We start from the raw sequence: 17,691 nt of genomic DNA on the forward strand, positions 1-17,691 counted from the left end.
GCGCGGCCCCCGACACCGACCCCTCCCGGCTACTCCTGCTTGGTCACCCGGGGGTGGGTGGCGAGCAGGCGCCCCGCCAGCTCGTGCAGGGTCCTGACCTCCTGTTCCGACAGCGTGGCGAAGAACTCCGACTCCGCCTCGGCGACGGTCTCGCGGGCCTCCTCCAGGATGCGCGCCGCCTTCTCCGTCGTCGTCACGATGTAGCGCCGCCGGTCCCGGGGGTTGCGCTCCCGGACGGCGAGCCCCTGCTCCTCCAACCTGTCGACGAGCCCCACCATCACGTTGGGATCCACGCCCAGGACCCGGCTCAGCTCCTTCTGGGAGGGGTTGGACATCGACGCCGCCGCGGACAGGACGTGGAACTCGCGCGAGGAGATCTGCTGGGGTCCGAAGATCGACGCGGTGGTCGCCTGGGCCAGTTCGCCCAGCTTGATCAGCCGGAAACCGGTCGTGTGCCACAGGGGGGTGTCCCACTCGGCCGCGTTCTCCATAACTCGGTCACCCTCACTCCATAAATAATCACGAGTAATGATTATAGATCAACTATATAATATTTGGGATGTGAAACCATGGCGGACACCCACACCACACCGCTCCCGGGGAGGGAGAGGGCCCTGGTCACCGGCGCGACCGGTCTCCTGGGCAGCAACATCGTGCGACTCCTGCTGAAGCAGGGGCAGGAGGTCGTCGCCCTGGTCCGCGACCTGGACCGCGCCCGTACGCTACTCCCCGCCGATCCCCGCCTGCGCCTGGCCCCGGGCGATGTCACCGACCCCGACTCCTACCGGACCCTCTTCGCGGGGGTGGACGAGGTCTTCCACACCGCCGCCTACTTCCGCGAGTACTTCCAGGACCCCTCCCTCACCGAGCCCCTGGAGCGGGTCAACGTCACCGGGACGCGCCTGGTCCTGGCCGCGGCGGCCGAGGCGGGGGTGCCGGTGTTCGTCCACACCAGCTCCATCAACACGCTGGCGCTGCGCGGGCCCGAACAGCCCGCCGACGAGTCGACCCCGCCCCCGGAGAAGTACGCGGGGCTCCGGGTCTCGGAGTGCTACCCCTCCAGCAAGGTCCGCGCCGAGCGGGCCGTGGACGAGATGATCCGATCGGGGCGGACCGGGTCCACCCGCGTCTCGGTGGTCCTGCCGGGGTGGATGTGGGGGCCCGGCGACGCCGGTCCCACCTCCTCGGGGCGCCTCTTCCTCGGCGTGGCCAAGGGGGCGGTCAAGGCGGTGCCCCGGCTGTCCAACTACGTGGTGGACGCCCGCGACGTGGCGTTCGCCTGCGTGGCCGCCGCCCGCGTGGGCCGGCACGACCGCTACGTGGTGGCCGGGGTCAAGCGGTCCGTGCCGGGGCTGACCGGGGCGGTCGCCACCGAGACGGGCGTGCGCCCGCCCCGGGCGGTCCCGGCCGGGCTGGCACTGGCCGCGGCGTCGCTCATGGAGCTCCAGGCCCGTCTGGGCGGCGGCGAGCCGACGGCGACCCGCGCCGGGGTGCGGGTCCTGCGCGAGGGCGAGGACCGGCACATCACCTCGGGGCTGGCCGAGCGGGACCTGGGCGTGGAGTTCCGCTCCGTCGCCGAGACCGTCGCCGCGACGGGCGCCTGGTACCGGCAGCAGGGGACGCTGCCCGCGGGGCCGCTCCGGGCGGCCACCGTCCGCTGAACGGCGGCGGGTCCGGGCGCCGAGGCGCCCGGACCCGCCCCGGGCTCAGGTCACTCGTCGAACAGCTCGTCGATGTGGGTGATGGCGGCGGATTTCTCGGCCCACGCGGCGAGTTGGCCGACGTCGCGGCAGCGGCTGATCCGCTCGCGCGCCCCGTCCGGGATGTCGATGCCCTTGGCCCCGAGGATCCTCAGGAGCATGTCGGCCTCACCCTCGGCCCTGAGGCTCTCGGTCCAGGCGCTGGTGTACTCGTACGTGTCCGCCATCACGAGCGACTCCAGAGTCTTCTGTCCATCAGTGTCGGTGAGCAGGTGCAGCGCGAATCCAATGTACTTCGCGGCCCTGTCCTGGTCGATCGATTCCAGACCGGTGTGCAGCGCGTCCAGGACGTCCTTCTTGAGATGTCCGTGAGCCGCCGCCGAGAGCACTCCCAGGGTCGGTGAGACGGCGACCGTTCCGGGGTCGGTGACGACGGGGATGTCGTCCGGACCCACCACGAGGGGGTGGAGGGCGAAGCCGGGATGGCCCAGGTGGATCGGTTCGGCGTACCAGTCGGCCACGGACTGCCGGGGGCAGACCACCAGGAGCATGACCGGGCACTCGTGCCTGAACCGCAGGCTGGCCACGTATTCGGGCCAGGTGAAGCGTTTTCGCTCCTTCTGATCGCGCTGGACCTCCACGACGATGCCCATCAGGTGGTCGTGGGGGTCGTCCGGGCCGGGGCCGCGCAGCATGATCGCGACGTCGGAACGGCGCTCCACGGGATCGACGTGGCCGAGGTCGCACGAGGTGACCTCGCTCCGTTCGTAGTCGGGAACGTTCACGCCGAGGTCGCGCAGGTAGCCGACGGCCATGTCCGGCGCGTCGGCGAACAACTCGGCATATATCTGGTGCTCAGGGGAGATTGCCACGAGGCAGTCATTGCACAGAGTTACTGGATGGTATGTTCGAGTAGTCGAAATGTCTGTGAAGTGCGCTTTTGCGTTCCCGGGGAACGGGAACGGGCCCGGCCGCCCCCGCTGTTCCGACAGGGGTGGCCGGGCCCGTCCGCGTCCGGCGGCGCTCCTCGGTCAGAACGCCTTCGGGGCGCCCTCGTGGAACCGCTTGCCGTTCACGGCCTCGGACACGCCGACCTTGTCCAGGTACGGCGTGATGCCGCCGGTGTGGAACGGCCAGCCCGCGCCGGTGATCAGGCACAGGTCGATGTCGGCGGCCTCGGCCACGACACCCTCGTCCAGCATCAGCCGGACCTCCCTGGCCATCGCGCGCAGCGCCCGGTCCAGGATCTCGCTCTCCTCGGACGGCTTGTCGCCTCCGGTGAACAGCTCCCTCACCTCGGGGTCGATGGTGAAGTCCGGTGCGAAGATCGCCGTCTTGCCCGCCTTGACGATCTCGGCCAGCTCGGCGGAGACCGCGAAGCGCTCGGGGAACGCCTCGTGCAGGGTCTCGGACACGTGCAGGGCGACCGCGGGGCCGACCAGCTGGAGCAGCAGGAGCGGCGACATCGGCAGCCCCAGGGGCGCGACCGCGCGGTCGGCGACCTCGGGCTCGGTGCCCTCGCCCACGGCGCCCAGGACCTCGCCCATGAACAGGGTGAGCAGGCGGTTGACCACGAACGCCGGGGCGTCCTTGCACAGGACGGCGGTCTTCTTCAGCTTCCGGGCCGTGGCGAACGCCGTGGCCAGGGAGGCGTCGTCGGTCTTCTCGCCGCGGACGATCTCCAGCAGCGGCAGGACGGCGACCGGGTTGAAGAAGTGGAAGCCCACGACCCGCTCGGGGTGGCGGAGGCCGGAGGCCATCTCGGTGATCGACAGCGAGGAGGTGTTGGTCGCGAGGATCGCCTCGGGGGAGACCACCGCCTCCACCTCGGCGAACACCTGCTGCTTGACCTCCATGTTCTCGAACACGGCCTCGATGACGAAGTCGGCGTCCGCGAACGCGTCCTTGGTCAGAGAGCCGCTGACCAGGGCCTTGAGGTGGTTGGCCTTGTCGTTGCCGATCCGGCCCTTCTTCAGGAGCTTGTCGATCTCGCCGTGGACGTAGGCGACGCCCTTGTCCAGGCGCGCCTGGTCCAGGTCGGTCATGACGACGGGGACGTCGAGGCGGCGGGCGAACAGCAGCGCCAGCTGTCCGGCCATCAGCCCGGCGCCGACGACGCCGACCTTGGTGACCTTGCGGGCGAGCGACTTGTCCGGGGCGCCGGCGGGGCGCTTGGCGCGCTTCTGCACCAGGTCGAACGCGTACAGGCCGGCCTTGAGCTCGTCGCTCATGATGAGGTCGGCGAGCGCCTCGTCCTCGGCGGCGAAGCCCTCGTCGCGCGTGCGGTTCCTGGCCTCGGCGACGAGCTCGACGGCGCGGGCCGGGGCCGGGGCGGCGCCGTGCAGCTTGCCCTCGACGGTGAAGCGGGCCATGTTGACCGCGTTGTCCCAGGCCTCGCCCTCGTCGACCTCGGGGCGCTCGACGACGACGTCGCCCTTGAGGACCTTCGCGGCCCAGCGCAGGGACTCCTCGACGAAGTCGGCGGGGTCGAACATCGCGTCGGCGATGCCCATCTCGAAGGCCTGCGGGCCCTTGAGCATCTTGTTCTGGGCCAGCGGGTTGTCGATGACGACCTTGAGGGCCTTCTCGGCGCCGATCAGGCGGGGCAGCAGGTACGTGCCGCCCCAGCCGGGCACCAGGCCGAGGAAGGTCTCGGGCAGCGAGAGCGCCGGCACGCCCGAGGAGATGGTGCGGTAGGTGCAGTGCAGCGCCACCTCGACGCCGCCGCCCATGGCCGCGCCGTTGACCAGGGCGAAGGTGGGCACGTGCAGCTCGCCGAGCTTGCGGAACACGTCGTGCCCCAGCTTGCCGATGGCCAGGGCCTGCTCGCGGGTCCGGATCGCCGGGACGCCGGTCAGGTCCGCGCCGACGGCGAAGATGAACGGCTTGCCCGTGACGGCCACGGCCGCGATGTCGGTGCGCGCACGGGCGGCCTCGATCGCGGCGTCCAGGCTGAGGAGCCCGCCGGGGCCGAAGGTGTTGGGCTTGGTGTGGTCGTGCCCGTTGTCCAGGGTGATCAGGACCGCCGTGCCCGCGCCGTGGGGAAGCTCGACGTCGCGGGAGATCGCGTTGGTGACGACCTCGTCCTTGAACAGTTCCCGCGCCTGCTCGATCGCGTTGCTCACTTGCCCCCCTCGTAGTTGGTGTTCTCCCACAGGACGGTCCCGCCCATGCCGAGGCCGACGCACATGGTGGTGAGGCCGTACCGGACGTCGGGGCGCTCGGCGAACTGGCGCGCGAGCTGCATCATCAGGCGCACGCCGGACGAGGCGAGCGGGTGCCCGATGGCGATGGCGCCGCCCCACGGGTTGACGCGGGCGTCGTCGTCGGCGAGGCCGAAGTGCTCCAGGAAGGCCAGCACCTGGACGGCGAAGGCCTCGTTGATCTCGATGAGGCCGACGTCGTCGATCGAGATGCCCTGGCGGGCGAACAGCTTCTCGGTCGCGGGGACGGGGCCCACGCCCATGACCTCGGGCTCGACACCGGCGAAGGAGAAGTCGACCAGGCGCATGCGGGCGTCGAGACCGAGCTCCTCGGCGACGTCCTCCGCGGCCAGCAGGGCGCCGGTGGCGCCGTCGTTGAGGCCCGCGGCGTTGCCGGGGGTCACGTTGCCGTGCGAGCGGAACGGGGTCTTGAGGCCGGCGAGCGACTCCATGGTCGTGCCGGGACGCGGGGGCTCGTCCCGGGTGGCCAGGCCGTAGCCCTTCTCCAGGGAGCGGACCAGCATCTCGACCAGGTCGGGCTGGATCTTGCCGTCGGCGTAGGCCTTGGCGACCTTCTCCTGGCTGCGCACCGCGTAGGCGTCGGCGCGCTCCTTGGTGATGCCCGGGAACCGGTCGTGCAGGTTCTCGGCGGTGTTGCCCATGACCAGTGCGGACGGGTCGACCAGCTTCTCGGAGACGATCCGCGGGTTGGGGTCGACCCCCTCACCCATGGGGTGGCGGCCCATGTGCTCCACGCCGCCCGCGATCACCACGTCGTAGGCGCCGAAGGCGATGCCCGCGCCCGAGGTGGTGACGGCGGTGAGCGCTCCCGCGCACATGCGGTCGACGGAGTAGCCGGGGACGCTGCGCGGCAGCCCGGCGAGGATCGCGGCGGTGCGCCCGATCGTGAGGCCCTGGTCGCCGATCTGGGTGGTGGCGGCGATGGCGACCTCGTCGACGCGCTCCGGCGGCAGGCCGGGGTTGCGGCGCATCAGTTCGCGGATGACGCGGACGACCATGTCGTCGGCGCGCGTCTCGGCGTAGAGGCCCTTGCCTGACTTGCCGAACGGGGTGCGCACCCCGTCGACAAACACGACATCGCGGGCAGTTCGCGGCACGATGGGCCCTCCTTCTCCAAGGGTGAGTGGACTTGTTGCGCCCATGCTACTCGTCAGTAACAAATTGTGCGAGCGGCGGGGCCGACGTCTTCGCGACATCCTGGGAACGGGTCCGGCCCATGGCCGCCGGCGGCGGTCTCCGACCCGGCGCGGTGCGGCCCCGGCACGCGCCGGCGCCCCGGGGCGGACCGCTGCGGGCTCGGGCAGAGGGGCCGCGGGGTGCGCGCCGCCGCTCCGCACCGACCCGAGGCCTTGCGGGGACCGCGGCCGGGACCCGGCGCGCACACGCGTCGGGGCCGGGGTGGTCCACCCCGGCCCCGATCGGACCCCTTCGCCTTCCGCCCCGCCTGCGCCGTCAGAGCAGCGCGTTGGCCTCGCGGTGGCGCCCGGCCGCGTTGTAGGCGCCGGCCAGGTCGCGGCGCAGCCGCAGGGTCAGGCGCCGCACCTCCGGGTCGCCGGAGGAGTTCAGCGCCACCCGGTAGGCCTCGCGCAGGCTCTCCACCGCCTCGTCGGTGCGGCCCGCCTGCGTGTAGGCGCGGCCCAGCCGGTGGTGCACCGCCAGGGTGTCCAGGTGGCCCTTGCCCAGGCGGCGGCGCCGCGCGGCCAGGACCATGCGGAGCTGGTTGATCGCCTCGTCGTAGCGCCCGGACATGTTGTGCGCCGCGCTCAGCCCCAGCCGCAGCTCCTCGCGCCGCTCGGTCGAGGCCACGTCCTCGATCGCCTGCTGGTAGTGCGCGACCGCCGCGTCCAGGCGGCCGCTGCGCCGGTAGCAGACGGCCAGGCGCATGCGCGCCTCCACGGTGTCCTCGTCGGAGGCGCCGAACTGGCGCTCGCGCTCGCGCAGCAGCAGCTCCCACTGCCCGGAGGCGTCCGCCGGGCGCCCGGCGTCCTCGTAGGCCCAGGCCAGGTTCTCCCGGATGATCTCGGTGCGCGGGTGCTCGTCGCCGAAGACCGCGACCGCCTCGGACAGCGCCAGCTCGAACTGCTGCACCGCCGCCTGGCGGCGCCCCATCTGCGCGTACTTGGTCGCCAGGTTGTTGCGGGCGGTGATGGTGTCGGGGTGCTCGGTGCCCAGCCGCTCCACGAGGGAGCGCAGGGCGCGCTCCAGGGAGGCGGCCCGCATGCCCGACGTGGGCGCGGGGGCGCCGTCCGGGGTGCTCTCGGAGCGCTCCTCTGCCAGGGAGAGCGTCTCGAACCCCCCGCCGCCGACGGGGGCCGGACTCGGCACAGGGGTCTCGGCCGGACGGGTCACGGACCGTTCCTCGCGAGCGGGTACGGCGCTGGCGGAATCGGCGGACCGTGTCCTGGTCGCACCCGTCAACCCGGTCTCGCGCAGCAACGCACGCCAGAACGACAGCAGACTCACCACATTTCCCTGATCGCGCAACCGCGGCCTCGCAGCCGACGGCCGTCACACCCGTAAGAGGTCAAGAAGCCCTGATATTCCAAGGCACGTTTCTATAACTTAATCGGACACGGGGCTACGGAACAGGCGTCAAACACCCTTATGGGTCGGTGACTTCCGTCACGTTTGGATTGATTGGGTGAGAAGCGGGTAAACGCTAGCTTTTCTCCGCGTCCCGCAAGGCCGTGGCCAGGGGTTCCGCGGTCAGGCCCACCTGCCACTCACGTGCCCCGCGCTCGCGCAGGAAAACCCCCACGGCGTCGGGGTCCACGGTCTCCGGGGGCGCCCAGGCGAGCCGGCGGACCGTGTCCGGCAGCAGGAGGTTCTCCGTCGGCATCACGATCTCCTCGGCGATGCCCGTGACCGTGGTCCGCGCGGCCTCCAGCCTCCGCGCGGCCTCGGGGGCCCGGTCCGCCCAGCGGTTCACCGGCGGCGGGCCGTCGCCCGGCGCGTTGGGTCGGGGCAGGTCGGCCTGCGCCATGTCGCGCGCGCGGTTGACCGCCTTGATCCACGTCGTCAGGTAGCGGCGGGCGAGCTTGATCCCGAACTGCCGGATCTTGGCCAGGTCGGTCGTGGAGCGGGGCATCGTCGTCGCCGCCTCCACGATCGCCGCGTCCGGGAGCACCCGCCCGGGCGAGATGTCCCGCTCCTGGGCGATGCGGTCGCGTTCGTACCAGAGCTCGCGCACGGCGGCCAGGGCGCGCTGGTTGCGCACCCGGTGGATGCCCGAGGTGCGGCGCCAGGGGTCGGTCCGCGGCTCCTTGGGCGGAGCCGCCAGGACCGCGGCGAACTCCTCGCGGGCCCAGCCGAGCTTGCCGGTCTCCTCCAGCTCGGCCTCCAGGGAGTCGCGGAGCTCGATGAGGATCTCCACGTCCAGGGCCGCGTACCGCAGCCAGTCCTCGGGGAGGGGGCGCTGCGACCAGTCCACCGCGGAGTGCTCCTTGGCGAGCCGGATGTCGAGCATCCGCTCCACCATGAAGCCCAGGCCCACCCTGGGATGGCCCAGGAGCCGCCCGGCCAGTTCGGTGTCGAACAGCCGCTTCGGGCGGAGGTTGACCTCGGACAGGCACGGCAGGTCCTGGTGGGCGGCGTGCAGCACCACCTCGGCCTCGCCCACCGCCGCGTCGAGTCCGCTCAGGTCCGGGCACGCGATGGGGTCGATCAGCGCCGACCCCGCGCCGTTGCGGCGCAGCTGGACGAGGTAGGCCCGCTGTCCGTACCGGTAGCCGGAGGCGCGCTCGGCGTCCACCGCCACGGGGCCCGTGCCGGCGGAGAGCGCCGCGATGACACCGGCCAGGGTCTCGGCGTCGGCGGTGACCTCGGGCAGGCCCTCACGGGGTTCCCGCAGCAGGGGCGCCCTCTCAGCGTCGTCGTCGCCTGGTTCGCGGGGGTCTGTCTTGGAGTTCAACGCGTTCGCCACACCACTACGGTATGCGCTGTCGCCACCGGACGTGGAAATCGGGTGGCTTCCGCGCAGCCGCGCACCCCTCCGCGCGCCCGGCCCCCGCCACCCGGGAGCCGGGGCCCCGCGGGCACGGGAACGGGCCGCCGGGCGCGCACCGCCGCCCCGGCGGCCCGACCGCCCCGGGTCAGGGTCGCGAACGCTGGCGGCGTATGTCGGCGACGTCCAGCGGGGGCAGCCCCGCCGCGGAGGCGAGCAGCGCCGCCCACGCGTCGGCGTGCACGGACAGGTCGTCGGACTCCGGGGTCCACGAGGCGCGCATCTCGACCTCGGTGGTGGAGCCCTGGTCCGACTTCGTGCCGAAACCCTCGGTGGTCGCGCGGGTGACGGTGCCGCTCAGGGTGTGGTGCGTGGCCGCACTCGCCTCCAGGGCGTCGGTGAGCCAGCTCCACGCGACCGGTCCGAGCAGCGGATCGGTCGCGATGTCCGACTCCAGTTCGGAGTTGACCTGGCAGACCACTCGGAAGGGGCCGGGCCAGTCGCGGGTGTTCTCGGGGTCGTACAGCACGATGAGACGGCCCCAGGCGACCTCCTCGCCGTCCACCGTCACCTCGGCGGACACGGCGGCGGAGTGGGGGGCCAACCGCTGGGGGGCGGGTATCTCCCGGACGGTGATCTCGGGGCGGTGGAGGGGTGAGTGCAGGGCCTCGACCGCTCGCCGGAACGTCTCATGCGCGTCCTCGGCGCTACCGACATCGGGCATGGTGGAAACGTCAGCCTTCGTTCTCTGGTGATCACGCACCGGCGGGTGTCGTCTGAACGTGCTCCGCCGTCCCGCCGCGGGCGGGGGGAGGGGCACGCACCCGACCGTGGCACGAGTCACCGGTCGCGGGTCGGAGTTGGAGCGGCGTGTCGGTGTTTTGTGATGATCTTGGGACCGGGTCGCCTTCTACCGCGCCGGTTCGGGACCTTCGGCCGTCCCGGGGCCCCGCCGCCGCCACCCCGCTCGGGCGATCCGAGTGGGAGTACCGGGGAGGGCATGGCACGATCGAGGGGTGACCCTGCAAGAATCTCCTTTCCTCCGCGCCTGCCGGCGCCTTCCCGTGACCCACACGCCGGTGTGGTTCATGCGCCAGGCCGGACGCTCCCTGCCCGAGTACCGACGGGTGCGCGCCGACGTCCCGATGCTTGAGGCGTGCGCGCGCCCCGACATGATCACCGAGATCACGATGCAACCGGTGCGCCGGTACGACGTCGACGCCGCGATCTTCTTCAGCGACATCGTCGTGCCGCTCAAGGCCATCGGCATCGACCTCGACATCAAGCCCGGGGTCGGCCCCGTGGTCGCCGACCCGATCCGGGAGGCGACCGGGGTCAAGCGGCTCCGCGAGATCGAGCCCGACGACCTGACCTACGTGACCGAGGCGGTCGGCCTGCTGGTCGACGAGCTGGGCGACAAGCCGCTCATCGGATTCGCGGGCGCCCCGTTCACCCTGGCCTCGTACCTCATCGAGGGCGGCCCGTCCAAGAACCACGAGCACACCAAGGCGCTCATGTACGGCGAGCCCGAGCTGTGGGACGAGCTGATGCGCCGCCTGGCCACCATCACGCTGGGCTTCCTGCGCACCCAGATCGAGGCGGGGGCCAGCGCGGTCCAGCTCTTCGACTCCTGGGTCGGGGCGCTCAGCGCCGAGGACTACCGCGCCTCCGTGCTCCCGTACACGTCGTGGATCTTCGGTCAGCTCAGCGAGTACGAGGTGCCGCGCATCCACTTCGGCGTGGGCACCGGCGAGCTCCTCGGCCTGCTCAGCGAGGCGGGGGCCGACGTCGTGGGCGTGGACTGGCGGGTCCCCCTGGACAAGGCCGCCCAGCGCGTCCAGCCGGGCACCGCGCTCCAGGGCAACCTGGACCCCGCGACGCTGTTCGCGCCCTGGGAGGTCGTCGCCGAGCGGACCCGCGACATCCTCTCCCGCGGCCGCGCCGCGGACGGGCACATCTTCAACCTGGGACACGGGGTGCTGCCGAGCACCGACCCGGACGTGCTCCAGCGCCTCACGGCGTTCGTGCACGAGGAGACCGCCGTCTAGACGACGCGTGCGCTCCCGGACCGGACACGGCGGGAGCCCCCGGCAGCCGGGGACCGCGGCACACATCGGCGGCGCCCGCCCCTCGGGGCCGGGCGCCGCCGCGCGCGGTCAGCCGCCGCTGCCGTCCTTCGCGCCGGTCCCCTCCCCGGGGTCCTCGCCGTCGGCGGTCCCGGACGGCGCAGGGGACGCTGCCGCCGCGGCGCTCCCGCCGCCGGGCTTGCGCGGTGCGGCGGCGCCGCTCCGCGCGGCCTCGGTCCCGCGGCGCCCGCCCGAGGCCTTGCGCCCGGGGGCCGCGCCGCGCCGGCGCGAGCGGTACCACCACAGCGGCCCGGCGCCGAGCACCGCGGCCGCGACCAGGAACGGCAGCAGCCAGCCCGCGACCACGGCGACGCCCCCTCCGAGGGCCACCAGCGCGCGCCAACCGCGCTCCAGGCCGCCGAGGAAGCCGATGCCCTCCTCCGACGGCTCCTCCAGGTAGGTCTCCGGCGGGGTCAGCCGCAGGTGCACCGTCGAGTACGCGGTCTGGTTCGTCAGTGTCTCCAGGCGCGCCTGGAAGGCCTCCAGCTCCGACTGCCGCGTCTGGATCTCGCTCTCCACCCGCAGCAGGTCGTCGACGTCACGGGCCTCCTCCAGGTAGCCGCGCAGCGTCTCCAGCGAGGCCTCGGAGGACGCGATGCGGCTCTCGACGTCCGCCACCTCCTCGGTGACGTCCTCCACGGACCGCTCCAGGTTGGAGCGGTCGCCCAGCTCGCCCAGGGCCTCCAGGGCCCCCTCGTAGCCGTCGTTGGGCACGCGCAGGGTCAGGTTGCCCTCGGGGGTGCCGCCGGCGGGCGTGGAGAGGCTCTCCGAGGCGATGTAGCCGCCCGCCCCGATCGTGAGCTCCTTGGCGAGCTCGGAGGCCTCCGACACGTCGTCCACCCGGACGGTCAGGTCCGCGGTGTGGACGAGGTCGCGCTCGCCGACCTCGACGTCGGCTCCGACCGAGGAGGAGGGGGCGTCCTCCTGCTCGACGCCCCCGCCCCCGTCGTCGGCGCCCACGGCGCGCTCCCCGGCCGCGGCGGGACCCCCCTCGGAGCCCCCGCCCGCGAAGCTGTCGGAGCTGCCGGAGCTGCTGAGCCCACCGGCCCCGCAGGCCGTGAGGAGCAGGGCCGCGAGGCCCACGGAGAACGCTGCCCCGGCGACACGCCGCGCCGGGGGGACCGCTGAAGTAGCCATGAACGTTCGACGCGCCCGGCTCCGCGCCCGGTTGCGGGCCTTCGGTAACGACCCCGCAACAGGGCCGCCGGGACGGGCGGGACCGGGGGGTACGGCGGGGCCCGGCCGGAATCCGTGGGAGGAGGGGCGCCGGAGCGCTCCGCGCCTCGCCGCCGGAAGGGGGCGCCCCCGCCGCCGCACCGTCCCGGCCCCCGTGGCCCGCTCCCCGGCGCCGGAGGGGGACCGAGGCCACCGGGTGCCAGGAGGTATGGCGGATCACTGTGACCCGCGACATCTGGGAAGCTGGTGACATGCCTGAAGCACCGCACGTCGTCGTGGTCGGCGGAGGGGTCTCCGGACTCACCGCCGCGCACCGCCTCCGTGGTCTCGGCGCCGCCGTCACGGTGGTCGAGTCCGCCGACCGCCCCGGGGGGAAGCTGCGCGCGTCCCCGGTGGCGGGGGTGCCCATGGACGCGGGCGCCGAGGCGGTCCTCGCCCGCCGCCCCGAGGCCGTCGACCTGTTCTCGGAGCTCGGGCTGGAGGACCGGGTCGTGCACCCCGGGCCGGGCGCCGCCGCCGTCTACAGCCGGGGCCGCGTGCGCCCCCTGCCCCGGGGCCAGCTCATGGGGGTGCCGGGGGACCTGCGCGCCCTCGCCCGCAGCGGCGTGCTGTCGTGGCCGGGCACCGTGCGTGCCGGGCTCGACCTGGTCCGGCCGCGCACGCCCGTCCGCGGCGACGTGTCCGTCGCCGCCTACGTCGGCGCCCGCATGGGCCCCGAGGTCGTCGACCGCCTCGTCGAACCCCTCCTGGGCGGTGTGTACGCGGGCCGCGCCGACCTCCTCTCCCTGGACTCGACCCTGCCCCAGATCGCGCCGATGGCGCGCGGCGACCGCTCCCTGATGAGGGCGGTGCACACCAGCCTCCGGGGCCGGGGCGCCGCGCCCACCAGGCCGGGACCGGTGTTCGCCTCCCTGCGCGGAGGCGTCGCGGAGCTCGTCGCCGCGCTCGCCGAGCGCCACGCCGCGGACCTGAGGACCGGGACCCGCGCCGCCTCCCTCGAACGCCTCCCCGAGGGCTGGAGGGTGCACCTGGACGGCGGCGAGCCGGTCGCCTGCGACGCCGTCCTCCTGGCGTGCCCCGCCCCGGAGGCCTCCCGCCTGCTCACCGGGCACGCGCCCGGGGCCGCACGCGACCTGGGCGGGGTGCGGTACGCCAGCATGGCGCTCGTGACGCTCGTCCTGCCCGCCGCCGCCTTCCCGCGGCCCCTGACCGGGACCGGGTTCCTGGTCCCGGCGGGGGAGGGGCTCACCGTCAAGGCCGCCACGTTCTCCAGCAACAAGTGGCCCTGGCTCGCCGAGGCGCTGGCCGAGGCCAACCCCGGCGAGGACCTGGTGGCCGTGCGCTGCTCGATCGGCCGGTTCGGCGACGACGCCGTGCTGGAGCGCTCCGACGGGGAACTGGAGGCGGCGGCGCGCGCGGACCTCGCACGGGTCACCGGCATGGCCGGCCGTCCCGTGGACAGCCGGGTCACCCGGTGGAACGGCGGGCTGCCCCAGTACTCCGTCGGCCACGCCGACCTCGTCGAGCGCCTCCGCGCCGACGTGCACCGCGTCCCGGGGCTGGGGGTGTGCGGCGCGGTCTACGGAGGCGTCGGCATCCCCGCCTGCATCGCTGACGCCGACCGGCAGGCCGAACGCCTGGTCGGCGCACTCTCGACCCACGGCCGCAGCGGCGGCGGACACGCCGCCGGAACGAACCAGCAAGGAGTCAACCCGTGACGGGCCAGCAGAACGAAGCCGTCGGCCAGGACGGCACCGACCTCAACAAGCTCATCCGCTACACCATGTGGTCGGTCTTCAAGGTCGACCGCCTCGACGGCGTCGACCGGGGCGCGGCCGCCGACGAGCTGCGCACGCTCCTGGACAAGGCGGCCGAGAGCGGCGTGACCACCCGGGGCGCCTACGACGTGCAGGGCTTCCGGGCCGACGCCGACATCATGTTCTGGTGGGTGGCGGACACCCCCGAGCAGCTCCAGGAGGTCTACACGGCGTTCCGCCGCACGGAGGTCGGCCGCGCCTCGAGCCCCGTGTGGTCGGTCATGGGCCTCCACCGCCCGGCCGAGTTCAACCGGGGCCACGTCCCGGCCTTCCTCGCCGGGGAGGAGCCGCGCGACAACATCTGCGTCTACCCGTTCGTGCGCTCCTACGAGTGGTACCTGCTGCCGGACGACGAGCGCCGCGCGATGCTCGCCGAGCACGGTCGCATGGCCGCCCCCTACCCGGACGTGCGCGCCAACACGGTGTCCTCGTTCGGCCTCAACGACTACGAGTGGCTGCTCGCCTTCGAGGCCGACGAGCTGTACCGCATCGTGGACCTGATGCGCCACCTGCGCGGCGCCAAGGCGCGCCTGCACACCCGCGAGGAGCTGCCGTTCTACACCGGCCGCCGCAAGGGCGTCGCGGAACTGGTCGACGCCCTGCCCTAGGTCCACCGGGCGGAGGGGCCGGTGACGCCCACTCCGCGCGACACGGGCGGAGTGGCCTGCCGGCGGCCGGGCGGACGCGACGTCCCACCGGCCGCCGGCAGGCCCCCGCTGTTCCACCGCCCGGGCTGCCGCGCCGTCGGTGACGGTCGGGGAGCCGGGGCGGACCGGGAACGCGGAGCGCCCCGGGCGGAGGCCCTCGCCTCCGTCCGGGGCGCTCCCCGTGCGTCCCCGCCTCAGCCCCGGGCGGAGGCGGACCTCCGCGTGGCCAGCACGTAGAAGGGGATCGTCACGATGAAGCCCAGCACGAGCGCGCTCATCAGGTAGATGAGCGACTGCCCGGCGGGGAGCCCCATGCCCCAGGCGGCCATGAGGGCCACGCCGAAGCCGAGCACGCCCAGGACCGCGTAGGCCTTGCGGCCGCGGGGCTTGGGGTACTCCATGCGGCTCACCATCAGCCAGGAGATGAGCAGCACCGCCGCGACCCCCGCGAGCAGGGGCGGGTCGAGCAGCACCACCGTCACCACCGCCATCGCGCCGAACGGGCAGGGCAGCCCGGTGAAGTAGTCCGCGCCCGGGGCCTGGCAGGAGAACCGGGCCAGCCGCACGATCACCGCGAGCAGCACCGCGCCGCCCGCGGCCACCGGCAGCAGGCCGGCGTCCCCGGCCTGCATGGCCCACACGACGAAGAAGAACGCCGGGGCGAACCCGAAGCTGATCACGTCGGCGAGGTTGTCCAGCTCGGCGCCCATGCCGCTGCCGCCCAGCTTGCGGGCGACCCGGCCGTCGAGCACGTCGAGGGCGGCCGCGACCATCATCAGGCCCACGACCGTGGCCATCGCGGTGCGCGGCAGCGGGCCGGCCGCCCCGGCGGCGGCGTGGGCGGTCTGTGCCACGACCAGCGCCCACACGGCGAGGAAGCCGCACAGGGCGTTGCCCAGGGTCAGGTAGTCGGCCACGCCGAGGCGCAGCAGGGGGGCCGCCTCGACGGCGCCCGCGGGCCGTTCGGCCGCGGCCACGCCCTCCGCGCTCTCAGTCGGCGTCAAGACGGGTTTCTCCGGAGCGGACCTTCTGGCCGATCTCCACCGCCGGGGCGACCCCGGCCGGAAGGTAGACGTCGACCCGGGACCCGAACCGGATGAGACCGATCCTCTCGCCTTGTTCGACCTTCTGCCCCGCAGCGAGATACGGGACGATACGCCTGACCATCGCGCCGGCGATTTGAACGACCGTGATCTCACCGATCTCGGTTTCAAGGGTCCAGATGACGCGCTCATTACGCTCGCTGTCCTTGTCGAATGCGGGGCGGAAACCCCCGGGGCGGTGCTCGACACCGGTCACCACACCGGCGAGGGGTGCACGGTTGACGTGCACGTTGAGGGGGTTCATGAACACCGCGACCCGGATCCGCCCGTCGGGCTGGAGGTCGAGGCTCTGTACGACGCCGTCGGCCGCGGACAGCACCCGCCCGGTCGCAGGCCCCCGTTCGGGGTCACGGAAGAACCAGGTCATCCCAGCCGCGAGGGCGACCACAGGGACGGCGAGCGCCGTGCGGGCCCGGGAGCCCCGTGCCGCCAGCACGGCGGCCCCGGCGGCTCCGAGAGCGGGGAGCAGCCAGGGGCCCGACCCCTGGGCCATGCCGAACCGGGGGCGTGCCGGGGGGCGGTGGGTGACTGATGAGGAAGGTGAGTCGTCGGTCATCGAGCGCTTTCGTCGCGGGTCGGTCGGGTCGCCCGCACATCGGTTGCCGCTGTGAGGGGTCGGCCCGGTGGCTGAGGGCCGGCTGGTGCGCGGAGGACCCGGTGTGGTCCGGGGGCCTTCGCGCCGCGCCTCGCGGGCAGCCGAGGGGGCCGACCGTTGACGCGCTGGATGCGATTATCCCCGATCCCGTCGCGGGCGGGTCGCGGGCGCACGGTGATACGCGCGCCGACCGCCCCGGACCACGCGTCCGGGGCGGGGCGGGGAGGTGCTAGTCGGCCGGTTCGAGGGTGAGCGCGACGGAGTTGATGCAGTACCGGGCGTCGGTCGGGGTGGCGTAGCCCTCGCCGTGGAAGACGTGGCCGAGGTGGGAGTCACAGGTGGCGCACCGCACCTCGGTCCGCACCGCGCCCAGGGACCTGTCCTCGTGCAGGGTGACGGCGTCGGAGTCGGCCGGATCGAAGAAGCTGGGCCAGCCGCAGTGGGAGTCGAACTTCTCGTCGGAGCGGAAGAGCTCCGCCCCGCAGCCCCGGCAGCGGTAGACGCCGCTGGTCCTCGTGTCGACGTAGGCGCCGCTCCAGGGGCGCTCGGTGGCGGCCTGCCGGAGGACGGCGTACTCCTGGGCGTTGAGCCGGTCGCGCCATTCCTGGTCGCTCTGGGGAAGACGTTCGGTCCCGTCGCCGGTGTGCGGGGCCTGGTCCGGTGAGTCAGCCATGTGACGACGCTACCCCGAATCGTGTCCTGATGCTGCCACGGCGCCCCCTGTCGGACGGACCGGTACATAGAGCCTCTGGTGCCGGTAAATCATCCTTCATGGCTATATCCGCCTAACTTCACCTCTGGCGACGTTCAGTGGCCCGGGCGACGGGTACGGCAACCGACGAGGTCGGTGGTCGTACGGTGCGTGTGAGGCGGGTGACATGGCGGTTGCGACGCAACAGGCACTCGGAGTGAGCAGACGGCCGCTGCGTGTGGGCAGGATTCGATACGGGCTGTGGTGGCTGGACCGGACCACCGCGGGGGTACGGGGGCGGGCCCGGGTGCTCGCCGGGGGCGCGGCCGCCGCGGGCCGCGAGCTGGCGTGGGCCGCGGAGCTGAGCCTCCGCACCACGACGAGGCGGGCCGAGCTGGCCAGGCCCGAGCCCTGGAGCGACCGCAAGCTCCTGGTCTCCGCCATGGTGCTCGCGGTGTGCGCGCTCGCCGTGGCGACCGTCCTGGGGGCCGGCATGGCCCGGTGGGCGATGACCGAGTCGAACTCCCTGCTCTTCGCAGCCGCCGGGGCGCCGGCGGTGGGACTCGTGTTCCTGTCGCTGGCGTACCTGGTGTTCGCTTCCAAGCGGGGCTGTCGCTGAGCCGGGTTCGGGGGAGGGGCGCCGGGAACGGCGCCCCTCCCGCCGTGTAC

At 73.3% G+C, this 17,691-nt stretch carries 16 protein-coding genes; 5 read left to right on the forward strand and 11 right to left on the reverse strand.

Features of this window, described 5'->3' with window-relative positions; all coding sequences use genetic code 11:
• Positions 1-29 precede the first annotated feature (29 nt).
• Positions 30-491: a MarR family winged helix-turn-helix transcriptional regulator gene (locus OUQ99_RS10155; protein ID WP_267949177.1), complete on the reverse strand. Its 462-nt coding sequence runs from the start codon at positions 489-491 to the stop codon at positions 30-32.
• A gap of 78 nt (positions 492-569) precedes the next feature.
• Here OUQ99_RS10155 and OUQ99_RS10160 point away from each other — a divergent pair, with 78 nt between their 5' ends.
• A complete protein-coding gene (locus OUQ99_RS10160) occupies positions 570-1,661 on the forward strand; it encodes an NAD-dependent epimerase/dehydratase family protein (protein ID WP_267949178.1) in 1,092 nt (363 codons plus the stop codon).
• Positions 1,662-1,711: 50 nt separating this feature from the next.
• Here the strand turns inward: OUQ99_RS10160 and OUQ99_RS10165 are convergent, their stop codons facing one another.
• The 6 genes from OUQ99_RS10165 to OUQ99_RS10190 all read right to left on the reverse strand — a co-directional run bounded on the left by OUQ99_RS10165 (position 1,712) and on the right by OUQ99_RS10190 (position 9,591).
• Entirely contained in the window at positions 1,712-2,536 is an 825-nt protein-coding gene (locus OUQ99_RS10165; protein WP_267949179.1) for a hypothetical protein, read from the reverse strand.
• 195 nt (positions 2,537-2,731) lie between these two features.
• Entirely contained in the window at positions 2,732-4,825 is a 2,094-nt protein-coding gene (locus OUQ99_RS10170; RefSeq protein WP_267949180.1) for a 3-hydroxyacyl-CoA dehydrogenase NAD-binding domain-containing protein, read from the reverse strand.
• The gene (locus OUQ99_RS10175) at positions 4,822-6,021 is read right to left on the reverse strand and encodes a thiolase family protein (RefSeq protein ID WP_267949181.1); all 1,200 of its coding nucleotides are present in this window, start codon (positions 6,019-6,021) and stop codon (positions 4,822-4,824) included. Before OUQ99_RS10175 ends, OUQ99_RS10170 begins: the two co-directional genes overlap by 4 nt.
• A gap of 355 nt (positions 6,022-6,376) precedes the next feature.
• Positions 6,377-7,381: a tetratricopeptide repeat protein gene (locus OUQ99_RS10180; RefSeq protein WP_378554633.1), complete on the reverse strand. Its 1,005-nt coding sequence runs from the start codon at positions 7,379-7,381 to the stop codon at positions 6,377-6,379.
• A gap of 202 nt (positions 7,382-7,583) precedes the next feature.
• Complete coding sequence (locus tag OUQ99_RS10185) at positions 7,584-8,834, reverse strand: ribonuclease D (protein ID WP_267950332.1); 1,251 nt, start codon at positions 8,832-8,834, stop codon at positions 7,584-7,586.
• 181 nt (positions 8,835-9,015) lie between these two features.
• On the reverse strand, positions 9,016-9,591 hold the full coding sequence (locus tag OUQ99_RS10190; protein ID WP_267949182.1) for a DUF3000 domain-containing protein: 576 nt from the start codon (positions 9,589-9,591) through the stop codon (positions 9,016-9,018).
• 298 nt (positions 9,592-9,889) lie between these two features.
• On the opposite strand from OUQ99_RS10190, the gene hemE reads away from it, so the two are divergent.
• Positions 9,890-10,915 (forward strand): uroporphyrinogen decarboxylase, encoded by a 1,026-nt coding sequence (hemE, locus tag OUQ99_RS10195; RefSeq protein ID WP_267950333.1) that lies wholly within the window; start codon positions 9,890-9,892, stop codon positions 10,913-10,915.
• 108 nt (positions 10,916-11,023) lie between these two features.
• Here hemE and OUQ99_RS10200 read toward each other — a convergent pair whose 3' ends face one another.
• Entirely contained in the window at positions 11,024-12,130 is a 1,107-nt protein-coding gene (locus OUQ99_RS10200) for a DUF4349 domain-containing protein (RefSeq protein WP_267949183.1), read from the reverse strand.
• Positions 12,131-12,240: 110 nt separating this feature from the next.
• Between OUQ99_RS10200 and hemG the strand changes: the two genes are divergently transcribed.
• Together hemG and hemQ are read left to right on the forward strand one after the other, a co-directional pair.
• Positions 12,241-13,887 (forward strand): protoporphyrinogen oxidase, encoded by a 1,647-nt coding sequence (gene hemG, locus OUQ99_RS10205; RefSeq protein WP_346660248.1) that lies wholly within the window; start codon positions 12,241-12,243, stop codon positions 13,885-13,887.
• Positions 13,884-14,594 (forward strand): hydrogen peroxide-dependent heme synthase, encoded by a 711-nt coding sequence (gene hemQ, locus OUQ99_RS10210; protein ID WP_267949185.1) that lies wholly within the window; start codon positions 13,884-13,886, stop codon positions 14,592-14,594. Before hemG ends, hemQ begins: the two co-directional genes overlap by 4 nt.
• A 233-nt stretch (positions 14,595-14,827) precedes the next feature.
• Here hemQ and OUQ99_RS10215 read toward each other — a convergent pair whose 3' ends face one another.
• The 3 genes from OUQ99_RS10215 to msrB all read right to left on the reverse strand — a co-directional run bounded on the left by OUQ99_RS10215 (position 14,828) and on the right by msrB (position 17,004).
• A complete protein-coding gene (locus OUQ99_RS10215; RefSeq protein ID WP_267949186.1) occupies positions 14,828-15,637 on the reverse strand; it encodes a CDP-alcohol phosphatidyltransferase family protein in 810 nt (269 codons plus the stop codon).
• Positions 15,624-16,292: a phosphatidylserine decarboxylase gene (locus OUQ99_RS10220; protein ID WP_267949187.1), complete on the reverse strand. Its 669-nt coding sequence runs from the start codon at positions 16,290-16,292 to the stop codon at positions 15,624-15,626. Before OUQ99_RS10220 ends, OUQ99_RS10215 begins: the two co-directional genes overlap by 14 nt.
• A gap of 268 nt (positions 16,293-16,560) precedes the next feature.
• Positions 16,561-17,004 (reverse strand): peptide-methionine (R)-S-oxide reductase MsrB, encoded by a 444-nt coding sequence (gene msrB / locus OUQ99_RS10225; RefSeq protein WP_267949188.1) that lies wholly within the window; start codon positions 17,002-17,004, stop codon positions 16,561-16,563.
• 205 nt (positions 17,005-17,209) lie between these two features.
• Between msrB and OUQ99_RS10230 the strand changes: the two genes are divergently transcribed.
• Entirely contained in the window at positions 17,210-17,641 is a 432-nt protein-coding gene (locus tag OUQ99_RS10230) for a hypothetical protein (protein ID WP_267949189.1), read from the forward strand.
• Positions 17,642-17,691 lie beyond the last annotated feature (50 nt).

It is taken from the genome of Streptomonospora nanhaiensis (assembly GCF_026642255.1).
In the GTDB taxonomy this organism is placed as follows: domain Bacteria; phylum Actinomycetota; class Actinomycetes; order Streptosporangiales; family Streptosporangiaceae; genus Nocardiopsis; species Nocardiopsis tropica.

Coding starts and splice junctions, on each gene's coding strand:
- OUQ99_RS10190 (WP_267949182.1), bottom strand. CDS start 9,591: ATGCCCGATGTCGGTAGCGCCGAGGACGCGCATGAGACGTTCCGGCGA.
- OUQ99_RS10230 (WP_267949189.1), top strand. CDS start 17,210: ATGGCGGTTGCGACGCAACAGGCACTCGGAGTGAGCAGACGGCCGCTG.
- OUQ99_RS10200 (WP_267949183.1), bottom strand. CDS start 12,130: ATGGCTACTTCAGCGGTCCCCCCGGCGCGGCGTGTCGCCGGGGCAGCG.
- OUQ99_RS10160 (WP_267949178.1), top strand. CDS start 570: ATGGCGGACACCCACACCACACCGCTCCCGGGGAGGGAGAGGGCCCTG.
- OUQ99_RS10155 (WP_267949177.1), bottom strand. CDS start 491: ATGGAGAACGCGGCCGAGTGGGACACCCCCCTGTGGCACACGACCGGT.
- msrB (WP_267949188.1), bottom strand. CDS start 17,004: ATGGCTGACTCACCGGACCAGGCCCCGCACACCGGCGACGGGACCGAA.
- OUQ99_RS10220 (WP_267949187.1), bottom strand. CDS start 16,292: ATGACCGACGACTCACCTTCCTCATCAGTCACCCACCGCCCCCCGGCA.